This window comes from Pseudomonas sp. Ag1, from assembly GCF_000278565.1.
Taxonomy (GTDB): domain Bacteria; phylum Pseudomonadota; class Gammaproteobacteria; order Pseudomonadales; family Pseudomonadaceae; genus Aquipseudomonas.
Genome location: NZ_AKVH01000062.1, coordinates 1 through 13,981 on the forward strand (window position 1 = coordinate 1; position 13,981 = coordinate 13,981).

Genomic DNA, 13,981 nt, shown 5'->3' on the forward strand with positions numbered 1-13,981 from the left:
TACCCGCGCTGCAGTACCTGCGTTCGGCCTCGGGCTTATTGGGGCAGTCAGATCAAGATCAAAAGCAAGAACACGGCGGCCCGAAAGCCGACCTGAGTGTTAAAAGCCAGATCAAAGGCCGCTTTTCTGTAGGAGCCGGCTTGCCGGCGATGCAGACACCTCGGTACATCAGACACACCGAGGCGATGCCATCGCCGGCAAGCCAGCTCCTACAGTGCACCGTGCCCGCTTTAGCTTTTGATTTTGCTTTTAACACTCAAGTCGGCTTTCAGGCCGCTGTGYTCTTGATCTGTTTTTGATCTTGATCTTAGGCGCCCCGTTAAACCACGCTGGCCGAACGCAGGTAGCACGGGGCAGGGACGCCCCGTCGCGGCGGCCCGCTTCCCAACGCTACTGCAAGTTGACAAACAATCCCCCGTCTACCAACAGCGAAGCTCCGGTCACATACCGCGCCATGTCCGAGGCGAGGAACACGATGGGCCCCGCGACGTCGTCGGGTTCACCCAGGCGCCCCAACGGCGTGCGCGAAGTCATGTACGCCAGCTTCTCCTCGTCGGCCAAGTCTTCCTTGTTGATATCGGTGGCAATCGTCCCCGGCAACACCGAATTACAGCGAATACCATACGGCCCCAACGCAATCGCACAGGACTGCATCAACGAGTGCAGCCCGGCCTTGGTCGGCGTGTAGTGCGTCTGCATCCCGCCACCCACCAGCGCACTGATGGAACTGACGGCGATGATCGCGCCGCCCTTGCCCTGGTTTTTCATCTGGTTTGCCGCCGCTTGCACGGCGAAGTAGGCGCCGTTGAGGTTGGTGTTGACCGTCTTCAGGTACACCTCACGCGGCATGTCGAGGAACGAGTGGAACGGACAGATCCCGGCGTTGTTGACGAACACATCCACACTGCCAAATGCCTTGAGCGCGCCGGCCACCAGTTTGTCGCCGGTGTCCGGATCAGCCGCATCGCCGCCCACCTCCACCGCTTGGCCGCCGAACGCCTTGATTTCCTCGATCAACGAAAACGCCGCTTCAGTGCCTTGGCCGCTACCACTGTGGCCGATGACCACACGGGCACCCTGGCGTGCACATTCCCTGGCGGCGGCGCGGCCGATTCCACGGGAGGCGCCAGTAATAATCACGGTTTTGTCTGCAAGTAACATAAGTGAACTCCTGAAAAAAAGCGGCCTCAGCCGAGATAGTTGCCGTAACCGACCATGGCAATGGCACCGAGAATCACCGCGATACCCGCGGCCAATACGCCTTTGTTGGTGGCGCTGGTGCCCTGCCATTCGCGGAAATACAGGCCCCAGCAGTTGGATACGATGATGATGAAAGACATGTGCAACACCCACGAACTGGCGTCGTTCTGCAGGCGGCTTTCGCCCATGCCGTAGAAGAAAAACTGCAGGAACCACAGGGTGCCGGCACACGCCACCAACAGGTAGTTGCCAAGCAGCGGAGTGCTGCGGTCGGTGTAGTTGTGGAACGTGCGGTTGCGCCAGTTCAGCCACAGGCACCAGAGGCCGTTGGTGGTCAGGCCACCCCACATGATCACCATGAAGGTCACGTTGTTCTGGAACAGGCTGTTGGCGCCATGCTCGACAGCCGCGGCAGCCAGTGGGCGCCCGGCTGAAATACCGTAGCTGAAGCACGCGCTCAGCACCCCGGAGATCACCGCTACCAGCATGCCCTTGGCCACCGAGAACTCGCTGATGCTGGCGAATTTCAGCGCTTCCGGCACTTCTCGTTCCTTGATCAGCCCGGCCTTGCCGCACACGGCGATGCCCACCAGCGATACCGCCACGCCCCACAGCACCCAATTCCCGCCCTGGGAGGCGAGCATTGAGGTCAGGGTGCCTTCGGTGGCGTCGGTGAACAGGTCGCGATACAGCGCCGGCATCAAGGCGCCAAGGGCCGAGGTCAGGCCCAGTACCAGCGACATGCCCAGGGACAGCCCGAGGTAGCGCATGGTCAGGCCGAAGGTCAGCCCGCCGATGCCCCAGAGCACGCCGAACAGGTAGGTCCAGAGCAAGGTGCTGCTGTCGGCCTGGCGCAGGATGTCGGCCCAGCCGGGCACGGTCAGTTGCGCGGCAATCAGCGGCACGATCAGCCATGACACCAGGCCGCCGGTGATCCAGTAGCTTTCCCAGGCCCAGCCGCGGACTTTCTTGTAGGGGATGTAGAAGCTGCCGGAGGCGAAGCCGCCGATGAAGTGCAGAATCACACCGAAGAGAATGATTTCCACGTAGTCGAATCCTTTTTTATTGTTGTGGTAGCACGCTGTTTCAGCCTGGGGTGAGGCTGAACATCGGGATCAAATCCACGCTGACGGGCGAGGCGTCCGGATGGCTGGGCATGATGTCTTGCATGTACTGCCACCACCGTTGCATCAGCGCGGTGCTCGGCAACGCGTCGAGGCCATGCTGGTCTTCGTGGGTCATCACGGCGAACAAGGCGTTGCTGGCCTCGTCGAGGAAGATCCGGTAGTCCACCACGCCGGCATCACGCAGGGCCTGGGCCAGTTCGGGCCAGATCTCATCGTGGCGTCGACGGTACTCCGCGTGCTGGCCGGGGTTGAGGTTCATGCGAAAGGCTCGGGTCTGCATCACTGGCCTCCATGCGGTGGCGTGGGGCTGTAGATGCGCACCGCGTTGTGCAGGAAGAACTTGCCCTGTACGTCCTCGGATTTACTCGCCATGCAGGCCTTCACCAGGCCCAGGGTGGTGGCGAAATTGGCCAGGTGATCACTGTTGGGCCAGTCGCTGCCGAAGAAGCAGCGGTCTTCACCAAAGGCTTCCCACAGCACAGCCAAGCGGTCGTTGTAGAACGCCGGGTCGGTGATCAGTCCACGTGGACCGACCTGAGGGATTTCTGCGAGTTTGGCGAACACATTGGGCCGCTCTGCCAGGCGCATCAGGTCAGCGTGATACGCCGATTCTTCACCGGCGGGCACGCTGGCATTGGGCAGGTGATCGACGATAATGCGCAGCTCGGGCAAGGCGTCGCTCAGGTGCAGCAGCCCTTTGATCAGGCGCGGATTGGGGTTGGCGCTGTCGAGGCCACGGCCGCATTCGGCAAGCCGGCGCAGGCCATCAATGAAGCCGGGGCGCGCCTGGTCTTCGAGCAAGTCGCGGTCCCACAGGTTGCCGTAACGCAAGCCGAGGAATAGCGGCTCATCGGCCAAGGCATCCAGATCAGCCGGAAAGTCGCCGTGCAGCGGGTCCAGGTTGCCAACGAAACCGAGCATGCGCGGGTCGCTGCGCAAGGTCTCCAGCAACCAGCGGTTGTCGTCGCGCCATGGGCTGGCTTCAACGGCAATGGCGCCGATCACGTTATGTTCGCCTGCCAGCGCCCAATAGTCCGCCGGCAAATGCGCGGCATACAGCTCGTTGCCGGGCTCTGGCCAGGGAATGCCCTGGGGGCGGCGCGGGTCGAACAGGTGCAAATGGCTGTCGATGATCGGCCCGCTGTAAGGGGTAAGGGGCATAGCGCAATCCTTCGGAACAATGGATGGGGAAGGGCCCGCACGCTACCGCGCCAAGGCCCGTTGCACCACTTCAGCTCTGCAAGTACACCGCATGGGTGTGGGTGTACTCGTACAGGCCGTGCTTGCCATCGGCGCCGCCGATCCCGGATTTACGCACGCCGGCATGAAAGCCTTGCATCGCCTCGAAGTTCTCGCGGTTGACGTAGGTTTCGCCGAACGACAATTCGCGCACCGCCTGCATCGCCTTGCCCAGGTCGCGGGTGTAGATCGAGGAGGTCAGGCCGTAGTCGCAGTCGTTGGCCATGGCGATGGCCTCATCCAGGTCGTCGACAATCTGAATCGGCAGCACCGGGCCAAAAATTTCTTCGCGCATGATTTCCATGTCGGCGTGGCATCCAGCCAATACCGTCGGCTGGAAGTGAAAACCCTGGCCCAGGTCGGCAATCTGCCCACCGGTGACCAGCGATGCACCCTGGCCCAGCGCGGTGCGCACCTTGCGATTGACGCTGTCCAGGCCCTGGCGGTTGATCAGCGGGCCCATCTCCACATCGGCCTGAGCGATGGGATCGCCGTAGCGGGTGGCAGCCATCGCGGCGCTGATGCGCTCGATGAACTGGTCAGCCACCTTGCGCTCCACGTACACCCGTTCGGCGCAGTTGCACACCTGGCCGCTGTTGATGATCCGCGAGTCGCGAATGGCGTTTACCGCGAGGTCCAGGTCGGCATCGGCGAGGACGATGGCAGGTGCCTTGCCACCCAGCTCGAGGTTGAGCTTGGTGATATGGGGCGCGGCGGCAGCCATGATCCGCGAGCCGGTGGCGACGCTGCCGGTGAAGCTGATCATGTCCACGCCCTTATGGGCGGTGAGGGCGCCACCGACGCGGCCATCGCCGCAGACCACATTGAATACCCCGGCCGGCAGGTCGGTCTCGGACACCAGTTTGGCGAACTCGAAGCAGTTGTTCGGCGTTTCTTCGCTGGGTTTGATCACGATGGTGTTGCCGGTGAGCAACGCCGGGGCCATCTTGCGGGCGATCAAAAAGAACGGGAAGTTCCACGGCAGGATGCCGGCCACCACACCCAGGGGTTTGCGGAACAGGAAGATATTTTCATTGGGGCGGTCGCTGGTGATGATCTCGCCTTCAATGCGGCGTGCCCACTCGGCCATGTAGTCGAGGTAGTCGGCGGTGAAGTTGACTTCCACTTCCGCCAGGCCGCTGACCTTGCCTTGCTCCAGGGTAATGGTGCGCGCCAGGTGGGCGACGTTTTCCCGCAGCTTGGCGGCGATGCGGCGCAAGTGCCCGGCACGTTCGATCGCCGGTTTGCGCGCCCAGTCTTTTTGCGCATGACGTGCGGCAGCCAAGGCTTGGTCGATGTCTTCGGAGGTGGACGCCGGGACCTTCGACAACAGGGCGCCGGTGGCCGGGTTCAATACATCCAGGTGTGCATCGCTGGAGGTAAAGCGGCCGTTGATGAAGTTCTGGTAGACCGGTACGGATGACATGCTTGGCTCCTCAGTAAGTACGTGACGGTGCTTTGGCGTCGGCGGCGGGGCGATAGCGGGCCAGGGTCGACATGGCACCCTGGCGCAGCAGGCTGATGTCGATGGCCACCGCAATGAACTGGCAGCCCCAGGCTTGATAGCGGCGGGCGTCGTCTTCGTTGGGCGCGAGAATGCCGCAGGCCTTGCCGGCCGCCAGCGTGGCATTGACTGCGTACTGGATGCGCTCCTGTACCTCGGGGTGCCCGGGATTGCCGGGGTGACCGAGGCCGATGGACAGGTCGGCGGGGCCGATAAACACCGCGTCCACGCCTTCCACCGCCGCAATCGCCGCGACGTTTTCAACGCCGCGACGCGACTCCACCTGCACGATCAGGCACAGCTGTTCATGGGCGGTGTTGAGGTAATCCGACACGCCGTCCCATCGGGTGGCGCGGGTCAAGCCGCCACCAACGCCACGAATACCGTGGGGCGGATAACGCATCGCACGCACCAGGGCCTTGGCTTGCTCGGCGGTTTCGACCATCGGGATCATCAGCGTCTGGGCGCCGACGTCCAGCAGTTGCTTGATCAGGTTGGCGTCGCTGCTTACCGCGCGTACCACCGGGGCGGTGGTGTAGGGAGCCACGGCCTGGAGCTGGTTGAGCACGCTGGGCACGGTGTTGGGGGCGTGTTCGCCGTCAATCAGCATCCAGTCATAACCGGTGCTGGCGACGATCTCGGCGGCATAGGCGGTGGCGAAGCCGGCCCAGATCCCGTATTGCGCGGCGTCTTTACGCAGCGCAGCCTTGAAAGCGTTGTGGGGCATGTTCATGGCTGGAATCCTCAGCGGTTATACGGACGATGCAGTTGGCAATCGGGATTGAGGTCCACGCCAAACCCGGGCTTGTCGAGCACCGACAGGCGCATGCGGCCATTCACCGGCACCGGCTCACCGAGCAGTTGCGGGTGGAACATCGGCACCACCTCATCGGCCTTGGGCGCCATCATCAGGAACTCGGCGAACGGGCTGTTATGGCGGGTGGCGACGAAGTGGTAGCTGTAGACCGACGAGCCGTGAGGCACCACCAGCGCATTATGGGCGTCGGCCAGGGCCGAGATTTTCACCAGCTCGGTGAGGCCGCCGCACCAGCCCACATCCGGCTGGATAATGTCGCAGCAACCCATCTCCAGCAGCATGCGAAAGCCCCAACGGGTAGCTTCGTGTTCGCCGGTGGTGACCAACATGCCTTTGGGCACGTTGTTGCGCAGGGCGGCATAGCCCCAGTAGTCGTCGGGCGACAGCGCTTCTTCAATCCATTTCAGGCCGTATTCATGGGCGCCGATCGCCAGTTTGGTGGCGTAGTTCAGGTCCAGGCTCATCCAGCAATCGAGCATCAGCCAGAAGTCCGGACCGACCCGTTCGCGCATGGTCGCCAGTTCCTCGAGGTTTTTGCGCAGGCCTTCTTCGCCTTCCGACGGGCTGTAGTGCAGGGGCATCTTGCCGCCGATAAAGCCCATCTTCTGTGCGAGGTCCGGGCGGGCGCCGGTGGCGTAGAACTGCAATTCGTCACGCACCGCGCCGCCGAGCAACTGGTGCACCGGCTCCTGGCGGATTTTGCCGAGCAGGTCCCACAGCGCCAGGTCGACACCGGAGATCGTGTTGATCACCAGGCCCTTGCGGCCGTAGTACAGGGTGGACTGGTACATCTGGTCCCAGATTTTTTCGATATCGGTGACGCGGGCGCCTTCCAGGAAGCGCGCCAGGTGCTTCTCGACGATATAGGCGGCGGGCTCGCCACCGGTGGTCACGGCGAACCCGACGGTGCCGTTGCTGGCCTCGATTTCGACCACGAGCGTGCCGAGTACGTTGATCCCGAAACTGCGGCGACTCTGGCGGTACTCGGGGTATTTGCTCATGGGGGTGCTGATGTGATCGTCGATCCAGTGGCCGTCTGCCTGGTCGTGGTAGTCCGCACCGCCGCCGCGCAGCACAAAGGCGCGCACGTGCTTGATTGTGAGATTGCCCATGGTGTGACTCCTTGATTAAACAGTGGCCGGCGTGTTCGTCGCTTTATGGCCTGGGGAATGGATACCGAGTACCAGCAAGGCTGCGACTACAGTGGTGGCGGACAGCAGGTAAAGGCCGGCCGCAGGGGAGTGAAAGGCGGTTTCTGCCCAGTTCTTCAGCACCGGGGCGATAAAACCGCCGAGGGCGCCGAAGGAGTTGATCAGGGCGATGCTGGCGGCCGCTGCGCTGCCGGCCAGGTAGCTGGACGGGAAGGTCCAGAACACCGGTTGCACGGCGATAAAGCCCGAGGCGGCAAAGCACAGGGCGAGCATGCCCAGCAGCGGGTTGGCAAAGGTCACCGAGCAGGCGATCCCGGCGGCGGCCATCAACAGGGTCAGGGACGCGGTTTTGCGGCGCTCGCCGGTGCGGTCGGAATAGCCGGGAATCCACCACGCGGCGAACAGCGCGCAGACCCAGGGAATCGCCGAGACCAGGCCCACCATCAAGCCGACCTTGGTCCCCAGCAGCCCACCGACCTGGGTTGGCAAGTAGAACACCACGCCGTAAACGCTGGCCTGGATCAGTAGGTACACCAGGCACAGGTACAGCACGCTGGGCTGGCACAGCACAGTGAGCAGGCTACGGCCGTGAGAGGTTTTGTGCTGGTCTTCGCGGTCGAGCAGGTCCTGGATCTGGCGGCGCTCTGCAACGCTCAGCCATTTGGCATCGGCGGGGCGGTTGTCCAGGTACCAGTAGGCCCAGATGCCAACCGCGGTGGCCATCAGGCCTTCCACCGCGAACAGCCATTGCCAGCCGTGCAGCCCAGAGAACCCGTCCAGCTCCAACAACAGGCCCGAGAGCGGGCTGCCGAAGATGAAGGCCAGGGGCGCGCCAAAGTAGAAGAACCCCATGGCCTTGCCGCGTACCGCAGAGGGGAACCAGTAGGTGAGGTAGAGAATGACACCGGGGAAAAACCCGGCTTCGGCCACGCCCAGCAGGAAGCGCAACAGGTAGAAGCTGGTTTCGTTATGGGCAAACATCATGGCGGCGGACACCAGGCCCCAACTGACCATGATCCGGCACATCCACAGGCGGGCACCGACGCGATGCATGATCAGGTTGCTCGGCACTTCCAGCAGCGCATAGCCGACAAAAAACACCCCGGCGCCAAAGGCGAAGGCGGCATCACTGAGGCCGGTGTCGGCCTGGAAGGCTTGCTTGGCGAACCCGACGTTGGCGCGGTCGAGGAAGGCCATGATGTACATCAACAGCAGAAAGGGCAGCAGCCGCCAGGAAATCTTGGCGAGCAAGGACGCAGGCAGGGTCTTCATTGTTCAGTCCAGTTGTTTTGTTCTTATGGGAAGGACTGTACGGCGCTCCATCTATACGCTACAAATCGAATCTCGCTTACAACTGATAACCTCAGGGTATCGATAACAAGGAAAAAAATGAGTAGTCCCGCAATCTCCCGCAGCCTGTTCAACCGACTGCGCTACAAGCATCTGCATATGCTGGTGGCCTTGAGTTCCAGCCAGAACCTGCACCGTGCGTCCCAAAGCCTGAACATGTCGCAGCCGGCGGCGACGCGCATGTTGCGCGAGATCGAGGATATGTTTGCCTGTGACCTGTTCGAGCGCCTGCCCCGGGGCATGCGCCCGACGGCACTGGGCAAGGAATTGATCCGCTTTGCCGAGTCGGCGCTGAGTGGCCTCGACCGCTGCGCCGAGGAACTGATGATGCGCCAGCAGGGCGGCTACGGGTATTTGTCGATCGGCACCATCATGGGCGCGGCGCCGGACCTTGTGATGGACTCCATTGCGCAGATCAAAACCCTCAACCCGCAGATGCGCATTCGCATCATGGGCGATACCAGCGACCAGGTGATCCAGTTGCTGGAGCAAGGCCGCATCGACCTGGCCATCGCCCGGCGCAACGCCGCCACCGACAGTGAGCATTACACCTTTGAGCCCCTGGGCAACGAACGCATGCTGGTGGTGGTGCACGCTGGCCACCCCCTGGCCCAGCGCGAGCATCTGCCGCTGGCGGAACTGGTCAGTGACTGGCCGTGGATCCTGCAACCGCAAACCAGCCCGGCGCGCATTGGTTTTGATGAAGCATTGCAACACCTGGCCTTGCCGCAGCCGGCGGACATTATCGAGTGCAGTTCGGTGTATTCCATGCAGCAACTGATTCAACTCACCGACGCGATCATGGTGCTCTCGGAAAGCGCCCTGCGGGATTACTTGAAAATGGGCCTCGTGGTGGCCTTGCCGGTGGTGCTGGAGGTGCAACTGGCACCGTTCGGGATGCTGCTGCGCAAGGGCGACCCGGTGAGCCGCGAGTTGGGGTTGTTTATCGACATGCTCAGGCAAAAGGCCGCATTGCTTTAAACATCGTGTGCAAAAGAACGTGGTATGCCGGCAGGTTATTAAATAGAATGAATCTCATTTGAGACTGGCTCGCGCCGCGCAGGTTACTTGCCATGAATGATGCTGTAGTGCCGACGCACCTCGCTGAACCCAGCCTTCACACGTTGTACCGCGACCACCGCAGCTGGCTCGAAAGCTGGCTGCGGCGCCGATTGGGCAACGCCTGGGATGCGGCCGACCTGAGCCAGGACACGTTCCTGCGGGTGCTGGCCAGCGCGCAGCCGATTGCGCAATTGCAGGAGCCCCGGGCCTATCTGGTGACGGTGGGCAAGCGCTTGCTGGTGAATTTTCACCAGCGGCGCAGTCTGGAACAGGCGTATCTCAATGCGTTGATGCAGTTGCCGGAGGCTTGCATGCCGTCGCCGGAGCAACGCTGGTTGCTGCTGGAAACCCTGCAAGCCCTGGATGAATTGCTCAACGGTTTGCCGGCGGTAGTGCGCCGCGCGTTTCTTTGGAGCCAGCTGGAAGGACTCGGCTATCGGGAGATTGCCGAGCGGCTCAAGGTGTCCGAGCGTACGGTCAAGCGCTACATGGCCCAGGCTTACGAGCATTGCCTGCTGGTGGAACTGTGAGCCGTGCTGCGCCGGATCTCGCCCGGGCGGCGGCGCAATGGCTGGCGTTGCTGGAATCCGGCAGCGCCACCGAACGTGATCACGCCCGCCTGCAGCAGTGGCGTGACAGCCATCCCCAGCATGAGCAGATCTGGCAAAAAGCCCAATCGCTGCGCCAACGGTTTACCGACTTGCCGCCAGCGTTGGCCATGGCCAGCCTTGATCGTCCGCAACCGGGACGGCGTGCAGTACTCAAGCGTGCCTTGGGTGTCGCCGCGTTGTTGCCAACCGCGTGGTTGCTCAGCCGGCAATTGCCTATCGACGTGTGGCGCGCCGACCTGCACACCGCCACTGGCGAACGCAAGCGAGTGCCGCTGTTGGATGGCAGCAGCCTGCAACTGAATACCGCGAGCGCGGTGGACGTGGATACGGCCCGGCGCCGTGTGACGCTGGTGGAAGGGGAGATGGCGTTGACGGTGCCGGGGGCTGGTGCGCTGACGGTGCAGACGCGTTATGGCCAGGTGATCGTCAGCCAGGCTGAAGTGTGTGTGCGGCAGTTGTCTTCCGGGTGTTTGGTGTCGGTGTTGAAGGGCGCGGTGCAGGTGCAGGACCTGCGTGGGCAAGTGGCGACATTACAGGGGGGGCAGCAGGCACGGTTGCAGGCGTCGGGGATGGGCGCTGCGGTGGGGTTTGATGTGTTGCAATTGGGTTGGCGCGACGGTGTGCTGACTGCGCAGAACCAGCTGTTGGGTGATTTTTTGCGGGAGCTGGAGCGGTATCGGCCGGGTGTGCTGCGCTGGGACCCGAGCCTTGAAGCGCTGCGGGTCACTGGGAGTTTTCAGTTGGCTGATACCAATCGAATTCTTGCGTTGCTGGCGTCGACGATGCCGCTGCAAGTGCAGTCCCGTACGCAGTATTGGGTGACGTTGACGCCGCGTAAATCGGCTGCTTGATGCGATCCTTGTGGGAGCGGGCTTGCTCGCGAAGAACCTGAGAGCGCCGCGTTGAATCAGGATGCCCGCGTCATCTTTAACGACCTTCGCGAGCAAGCCCGCTCCCACATTTGAACCGTGCCCGCTTCAGCTTTTGATTTTGGGCGGACTCAACACGTGCCTTTCAGATCACATGCGCCCGCTGCAGCTCAGTCAACGCCAGTGCCTTGAGCCGCGCCAACAGCGGATCCCGCCGATCCCGCGGATGCACCAGCTCCACCGCCAGCTCCTGGCGAATACTGCTCGGCCGGTTATCCATCACCAACACCCGGTCACTCAGGTACAGCGCCTCGTCCACATCGTGAGTCACCAGCAGCAGGGCGATCCCGTGGTGCTCGGCCAATTGCAGCAGCAGGTCCTGCAGCTTCATGCGGGTAAACGCATCCACCGCGCTGAACGGTTCGTCCAGCAACAGCACCTGCGGCCGTGAATACAGCCCGCGAGCAATCGCCACCCGTTGCGCCATCCCGCCAGACAACGCCTTGGGCAACGCCTGGCCAAAACCCGTAAGCCCCACCTCATCGATCAACTGCGCGACCCAGGCCTTGTCATAGCCATCGTCATCGCTGAAACCAATGTTTTGCTCCACCGTCAGCCACGGCATCAGGCGTGGCTCCTGGAACACAAACGCGACCTCACCACCACCTTGCAACAGTTCCCCCTGATAGTCCTTTTCCAGCCCGGCGACGATCCGCAGCAAGGTGCTTTTGCCGCAGCCACTGGGGCCCAGCAAACTGACGGCTTCCCGCGGCTGCAAGGCCAAATGGACGTTGGTCAGCACCGTCGTCGCGCCGAAGTTTTTCCGCTCGACGCGAATGTCCAGTAGCGCTTCACTCATGCTCAATTCTCCGGGCCTTGGCCGTTGAAGGTGTCGCGCCAGGCCAGGCAGCGTTTTTCCAGGGCCGCCAACAGGCCGTCGCTGATCTTGCCCAGCAGCGCCAGCACGATGATCGCCGCCAGCACAATGTCAGGCCGTGAGGTTTCCCGGCCATCGCTGAGCAGGTAACCCAGGCCCTTGGTCGCGGCGATCAACTCGGCCGCCACCAGGAACATCCACGCCAGGCTCAGGCCGCTGCGCAAGCCGGTGAACAGGCCGGGCAGGGCGGCAGGCAACAGGATGCGACGCACCAGGCGCGTGCGGCTGAAGCCATACATCTGCCCGACTTCCACCAGCTTGCGGTCGATGTCGCGAATGGCCGCGACGCCATTGAGGTACACCGGGAAGAACGCGCCGATGGCAATCAGCACGATCTTCGAGGTCTCATCAATGCCCAGCCACAGCAGCAACAGCGGCACCCAGGCCAGGCTCGGGATAGAGCGCAGGCCGGCGAAGGTTGGTTCCAGGTACGCCTCGGCCTCGCGGCTCAAGCCGACCCAGGCGGCAAACACCAGGGCCAGGCCGGCGCCGATGGAGAACCCCAGCAGCACCCGCAACAGGCTGGCGCTGATGTGTTTCCACAGCGCGCCTTCGGCGAGGTCGGTGAGGGTCACGGCGATCTCGCTGGGCGCCGGCATCTGGTAGGACGGCAGCCAGCCGATGCGCACCACCACTTCAAGGATCACCAGGATCAACACCGGCAACGCCAGGCCCTTGAGCCGCCGCGGCCAGGCGCTGCGCTGCACGGTGAGCGTTGGCGCGAGTGCGACGGGCAGGGTTTCGCTTTTGCTGCTCATGACGCTCCCCTTATGGACGAGGCAAAGCCTGGCCAAAGCTTGGGTCGATCAACTGGTCGATCACCTGATCCACATTCACCCCACGGCGCACCAGTTCTTCCGAGACCAGGATCGGCGCGGCCGCCTTGGACGACACCACGTCCTGGGCAGTGAGCAATGGGCTGCTAAGGTCGGTACGCGACAATTGCAGCTTGGCCACGTCCAGGGGCAGGCCGGATTCGTCGGCCAGCAGCTTGGCGAATTCGTCGGGGTGTTTCACCGCCCAGTTGCGGGCTTTTTCATAGGCACCGAGCACCTTGGCGATGGTCTGTGGATGCTCCTTGGCGTATTTGTCGGTCACGCTGACCACGCCGTAGCTGTTGAAGTCCTTGTTGCGGTACAGCAGGCGCGAACCCGCCTGGATTTCGCTGGCGGCCATGTGCGGGTCGAGACCGGCCCAGGCGTCCACATCACCTTTCTCCAGGGCGGTACGGCCGTCCGGGTGCTGCAGGTGCACCAGCTCCACGTCGTCCTTGCTCAGGCCGGCTTTCTGCAGGCTGCGCAGGGTGAACAGGTACGGGTCGGTGCCTTTGGTGGCGGCGATTTTCTTGCCCTTGAGGTCGCTGACGCTTTTGAACGTCGAGTCCTTGCGCACCACCAGTGCAGTCCACTCGGCGCGGCTGTACACATACACCGACTTGATCGGGCTGCCATTGGCCCGGCTGAGCACCGCCGACAGGCTGGCGGACGAGGCGAAGTCGACGCCGCCGCTGTTGAGGTATTCCAGGGAACGGTTGCTGCCCTGGCTCAACACCCAGCCGACCTTGGTTTGCGGCAGCGCTTCTTCAAGCCAGCCGAAGTGCTTGAGCACCAGGCTCACCGGGGAGTAGTAGGCGTAGTCCAGGTTGACTTGCGCAGGGTCGGTTTCCGCTGCATGGGCCAGGGGTTGCAGGCTGAAGGCGAGGGCGCAGGCGCCCAACAGGGTATTGAAGAAGGGTTTCATGGAACAGCTCCGGACAAGGCGGGAAAAGAGAAGGCTTTGCTTATATTCAGAAATTCATATGGCATGCTCCATCATGCGTTATAGGAATATGCAGTCTCTGTGCCAGCGTCTTTGCAGGGCAGGGCAACACCCTGGCGTAGCAGCTTTCGAGCCCAAGCGAGGCTGCGTTCGCGGTGTGTCAGACAGACCGCTGACGCAGTCTCGCTTGGGCTCGACAGCTGCTACTTGGGGAGGTGGTTGGGAGTGGGGAGGCGGGCACTTTGTTGAATCACTGTTGGCTGTGCAACAGCTTGCATATGTTTTTATGGAATAAATAAAGAGTTATATATTCCTTTTGTTGGTTTCACGAATAGGGCACTTTGAGTGCCTGCGCA

At 62.5% G+C, this 13,981-nt stretch carries 15 protein-coding genes; 4 read left to right on the top strand and 11 right to left on the bottom strand.

Going from position 1 to position 13,981, the window contains the following annotated elements; translation table 11 throughout:
- A partial coding sequence (locus A462_RS34775) for a hypothetical protein (RefSeq protein ID WP_008431299.1) occupies window positions 1-299 on the top strand: 299 nt, incomplete at its 5' end.
- 91 nt (window positions 300-390) lie between these two features.
- Here the strand turns inward: A462_RS34775 and A462_RS29055 are convergent.
- From A462_RS29055 to A462_RS29020, 8 genes are all read right to left on the bottom strand, one after another.
- Window positions 391-1,161 (bottom strand): SDR family NAD(P)-dependent oxidoreductase, encoded by a 771-nt coding sequence (locus A462_RS29055; RefSeq protein WP_008431301.1) that lies wholly within the window; start codon window positions 1,159-1,161, stop codon window positions 391-393.
- Window positions 1,162-1,187: 26 nt separating this feature from the next.
- The gene (gene rhaT / locus A462_RS29050) at window positions 1,188-2,246 is read right to left on the bottom strand and encodes an L-rhamnose/proton symporter RhaT (RefSeq protein ID WP_008431303.1); all 1,059 of its coding nucleotides are present in this window, start codon (window positions 2,244-2,246) and stop codon (window positions 1,188-1,190) included.
- Window positions 2,247-2,286: 40 nt separating this feature from the next.
- Entirely contained in the window at window positions 2,287-2,607 is a 321-nt protein-coding gene (gene rhaM / locus A462_RS29045; RefSeq protein WP_008431304.1) for an L-rhamnose mutarotase, read from the bottom strand.
- Complete coding sequence (locus tag A462_RS29040) at window positions 2,607-3,488, bottom strand: amidohydrolase family protein (protein WP_008431306.1); 882 nt, start codon at window positions 3,486-3,488, stop codon at window positions 2,607-2,609. Before A462_RS29040 ends, rhaM begins: the two co-directional genes overlap by 1 nt.
- A 70-nt stretch (window positions 3,489-3,558) precedes the next feature.
- Window positions 3,559-4,992, bottom strand: a complete 1,434-nt coding sequence (gene aldA, locus A462_RS29035) for an aldehyde dehydrogenase (protein WP_008431308.1) — start codon at window positions 4,990-4,992, stop codon at window positions 3,559-3,561.
- A 10-nt stretch (window positions 4,993-5,002) separates the two neighbouring features.
- The gene (locus A462_RS29030) at window positions 5,003-5,803 is read right to left on the bottom strand and encodes an HpcH/HpaI aldolase family protein (RefSeq protein WP_008431310.1); all 801 of its coding nucleotides are present in this window, start codon (window positions 5,801-5,803) and stop codon (window positions 5,003-5,005) included.
- 11 nt (window positions 5,804-5,814) lie between these two features.
- Window positions 5,815-6,999, bottom strand: coding sequence for an L-rhamnonate dehydratase (gene rhmD, locus A462_RS29025; protein ID WP_008431312.1), 1,185 nt, complete (start codon window positions 6,997-6,999; stop codon window positions 5,815-5,817).
- A gap of 15 nt (window positions 7,000-7,014) precedes the next feature.
- Window positions 7,015-8,310, bottom strand: coding sequence for an MFS transporter (locus tag A462_RS29020; protein WP_008431314.1), 1,296 nt, complete (start codon window positions 8,308-8,310; stop codon window positions 7,015-7,017).
- A 117-nt stretch (window positions 8,311-8,427) separates the two neighbouring features.
- On the opposite strand from A462_RS29020, the gene A462_RS29015 reads away from it, so the two are divergent.
- The 3 genes from A462_RS29015 to A462_RS29005 all read left to right on the top strand — a co-directional run bounded on the left by A462_RS29015 (window position 8,428) and on the right by A462_RS29005 (window position 10,912).
- Window positions 8,428-9,369, top strand: coding sequence for a LysR family transcriptional regulator (locus tag A462_RS29015; protein WP_008431316.1), 942 nt, complete (start codon window positions 8,428-8,430; stop codon window positions 9,367-9,369).
- A gap of 92 nt (window positions 9,370-9,461) precedes the next feature.
- Window positions 9,462-9,980 carry a sigma-70 family RNA polymerase sigma factor gene (locus A462_RS29010; protein ID WP_008431318.1) on the top strand — a complete coding sequence of 173 codons (519 nt, stop codon included), beginning with the start codon at window positions 9,462-9,464 and terminating at the stop codon, window positions 9,978-9,980.
- On the top strand, window positions 9,977-10,912 hold the full coding sequence (locus A462_RS29005; RefSeq protein WP_008431320.1) for a FecR domain-containing protein: 936 nt from the start codon (window positions 9,977-9,979) through the stop codon (window positions 10,910-10,912). The genes A462_RS29010 and A462_RS29005 overlap by 4 nt, the downstream gene beginning before the upstream one ends.
- Window positions 10,913-11,075: 163 nt before the next feature.
- Here the strand turns inward: A462_RS29005 and A462_RS29000 are convergent, their stop codons facing one another.
- From A462_RS29000 to A462_RS28990, 3 genes are read right to left on the bottom strand one after another with little or no spacing between them, the layout of a single operon-like run.
- Entirely contained in the window at window positions 11,076-11,789 is a 714-nt protein-coding gene (locus tag A462_RS29000; RefSeq protein WP_008431321.1) for an ABC transporter ATP-binding protein, read from the bottom strand.
- 2 nt (window positions 11,790-11,791) lie between these two features.
- The gene (locus A462_RS28995; RefSeq protein WP_008431322.1) at window positions 11,792-12,625 is read right to left on the bottom strand and encodes an ABC transporter permease; all 834 of its coding nucleotides are present in this window, start codon (window positions 12,623-12,625) and stop codon (window positions 11,792-11,794) included.
- Between the two features lie 10 nt (window positions 12,626-12,635).
- Window positions 12,636-13,607 carry an aliphatic sulfonate ABC transporter substrate-binding protein gene (locus tag A462_RS28990; RefSeq protein WP_003217008.1) on the bottom strand — a complete coding sequence of 324 codons (972 nt, stop codon included), beginning with the start codon at window positions 13,605-13,607 and terminating at the stop codon, window positions 12,636-12,638.
- Window positions 13,608-13,981 lie beyond the last annotated feature (374 nt).

Bases quoted from the DNA above. Each gene is read 5' to 3' on its own strand.
- A462_RS29055 (WP_008431301.1), bottom strand. From the start codon at position 1,161: ATGTTACTTGCAGACAAAACCGTGATTATTACTGGCGCCTCCCGTGGA.
- rhaM (WP_008431304.1), bottom strand. From the start codon at position 2,607: ATGCAGACCCGAGCCTTTCGCATGAACCTCAACCCCGGCCAGCACGCG.
- A462_RS29040 (WP_008431306.1), bottom strand. From the start codon at position 3,488: ATGCCCCTTACCCCTTACAGCGGGCCGATCATCGACAGCCATTTGCAC.
- aldA (WP_008431308.1), bottom strand. From the start codon at position 4,992: ATGTCATCCGTACCGGTCTACCAGAACTTCATCAACGGCCGCTTTACC.
- A462_RS29030 (WP_008431310.1), bottom strand. From the start codon at position 5,803: ATGAACATGCCCCACAACGCTTTCAAGGCTGCGCTGCGTAAAGACGCC.
- rhmD (WP_008431312.1), bottom strand. From the start codon at position 6,999: ATGGGCAATCTCACAATCAAGCACGTGCGCGCCTTTGTGCTGCGCGGC.
- A462_RS29020 (WP_008431314.1), bottom strand. From the start codon at position 8,310: ATGAAGACCCTGCCTGCGTCCTTGCTCGCCAAGATTTCCTGGCGGCTG.
- A462_RS29015 (WP_008431316.1), top strand. From the start codon at position 8,428: ATGAGTAGTCCCGCAATCTCCCGCAGCCTGTTCAACCGACTGCGCTAC.
- A462_RS29010 (WP_008431318.1), top strand. From the start codon at position 9,462: ATGAATGATGCTGTAGTGCCGACGCACCTCGCTGAACCCAGCCTTCAC.
- A462_RS29000 (WP_008431321.1), bottom strand. From the start codon at position 11,789: ATGAGTGAAGCGCTACTGGACATTCGCGTCGAGCGGAAAAACTTCGGC.
- A462_RS28995 (WP_008431322.1), bottom strand. From the start codon at position 12,625: ATGAGCAGCAAAAGCGAAACCCTGCCCGTCGCACTCGCGCCAACGCTC.
- A462_RS28990 (WP_003217008.1), bottom strand. From the start codon at position 13,607: ATGAAACCCTTCTTCAATACCCTGTTGGGCGCCTGCGCCCTCGCCTTC.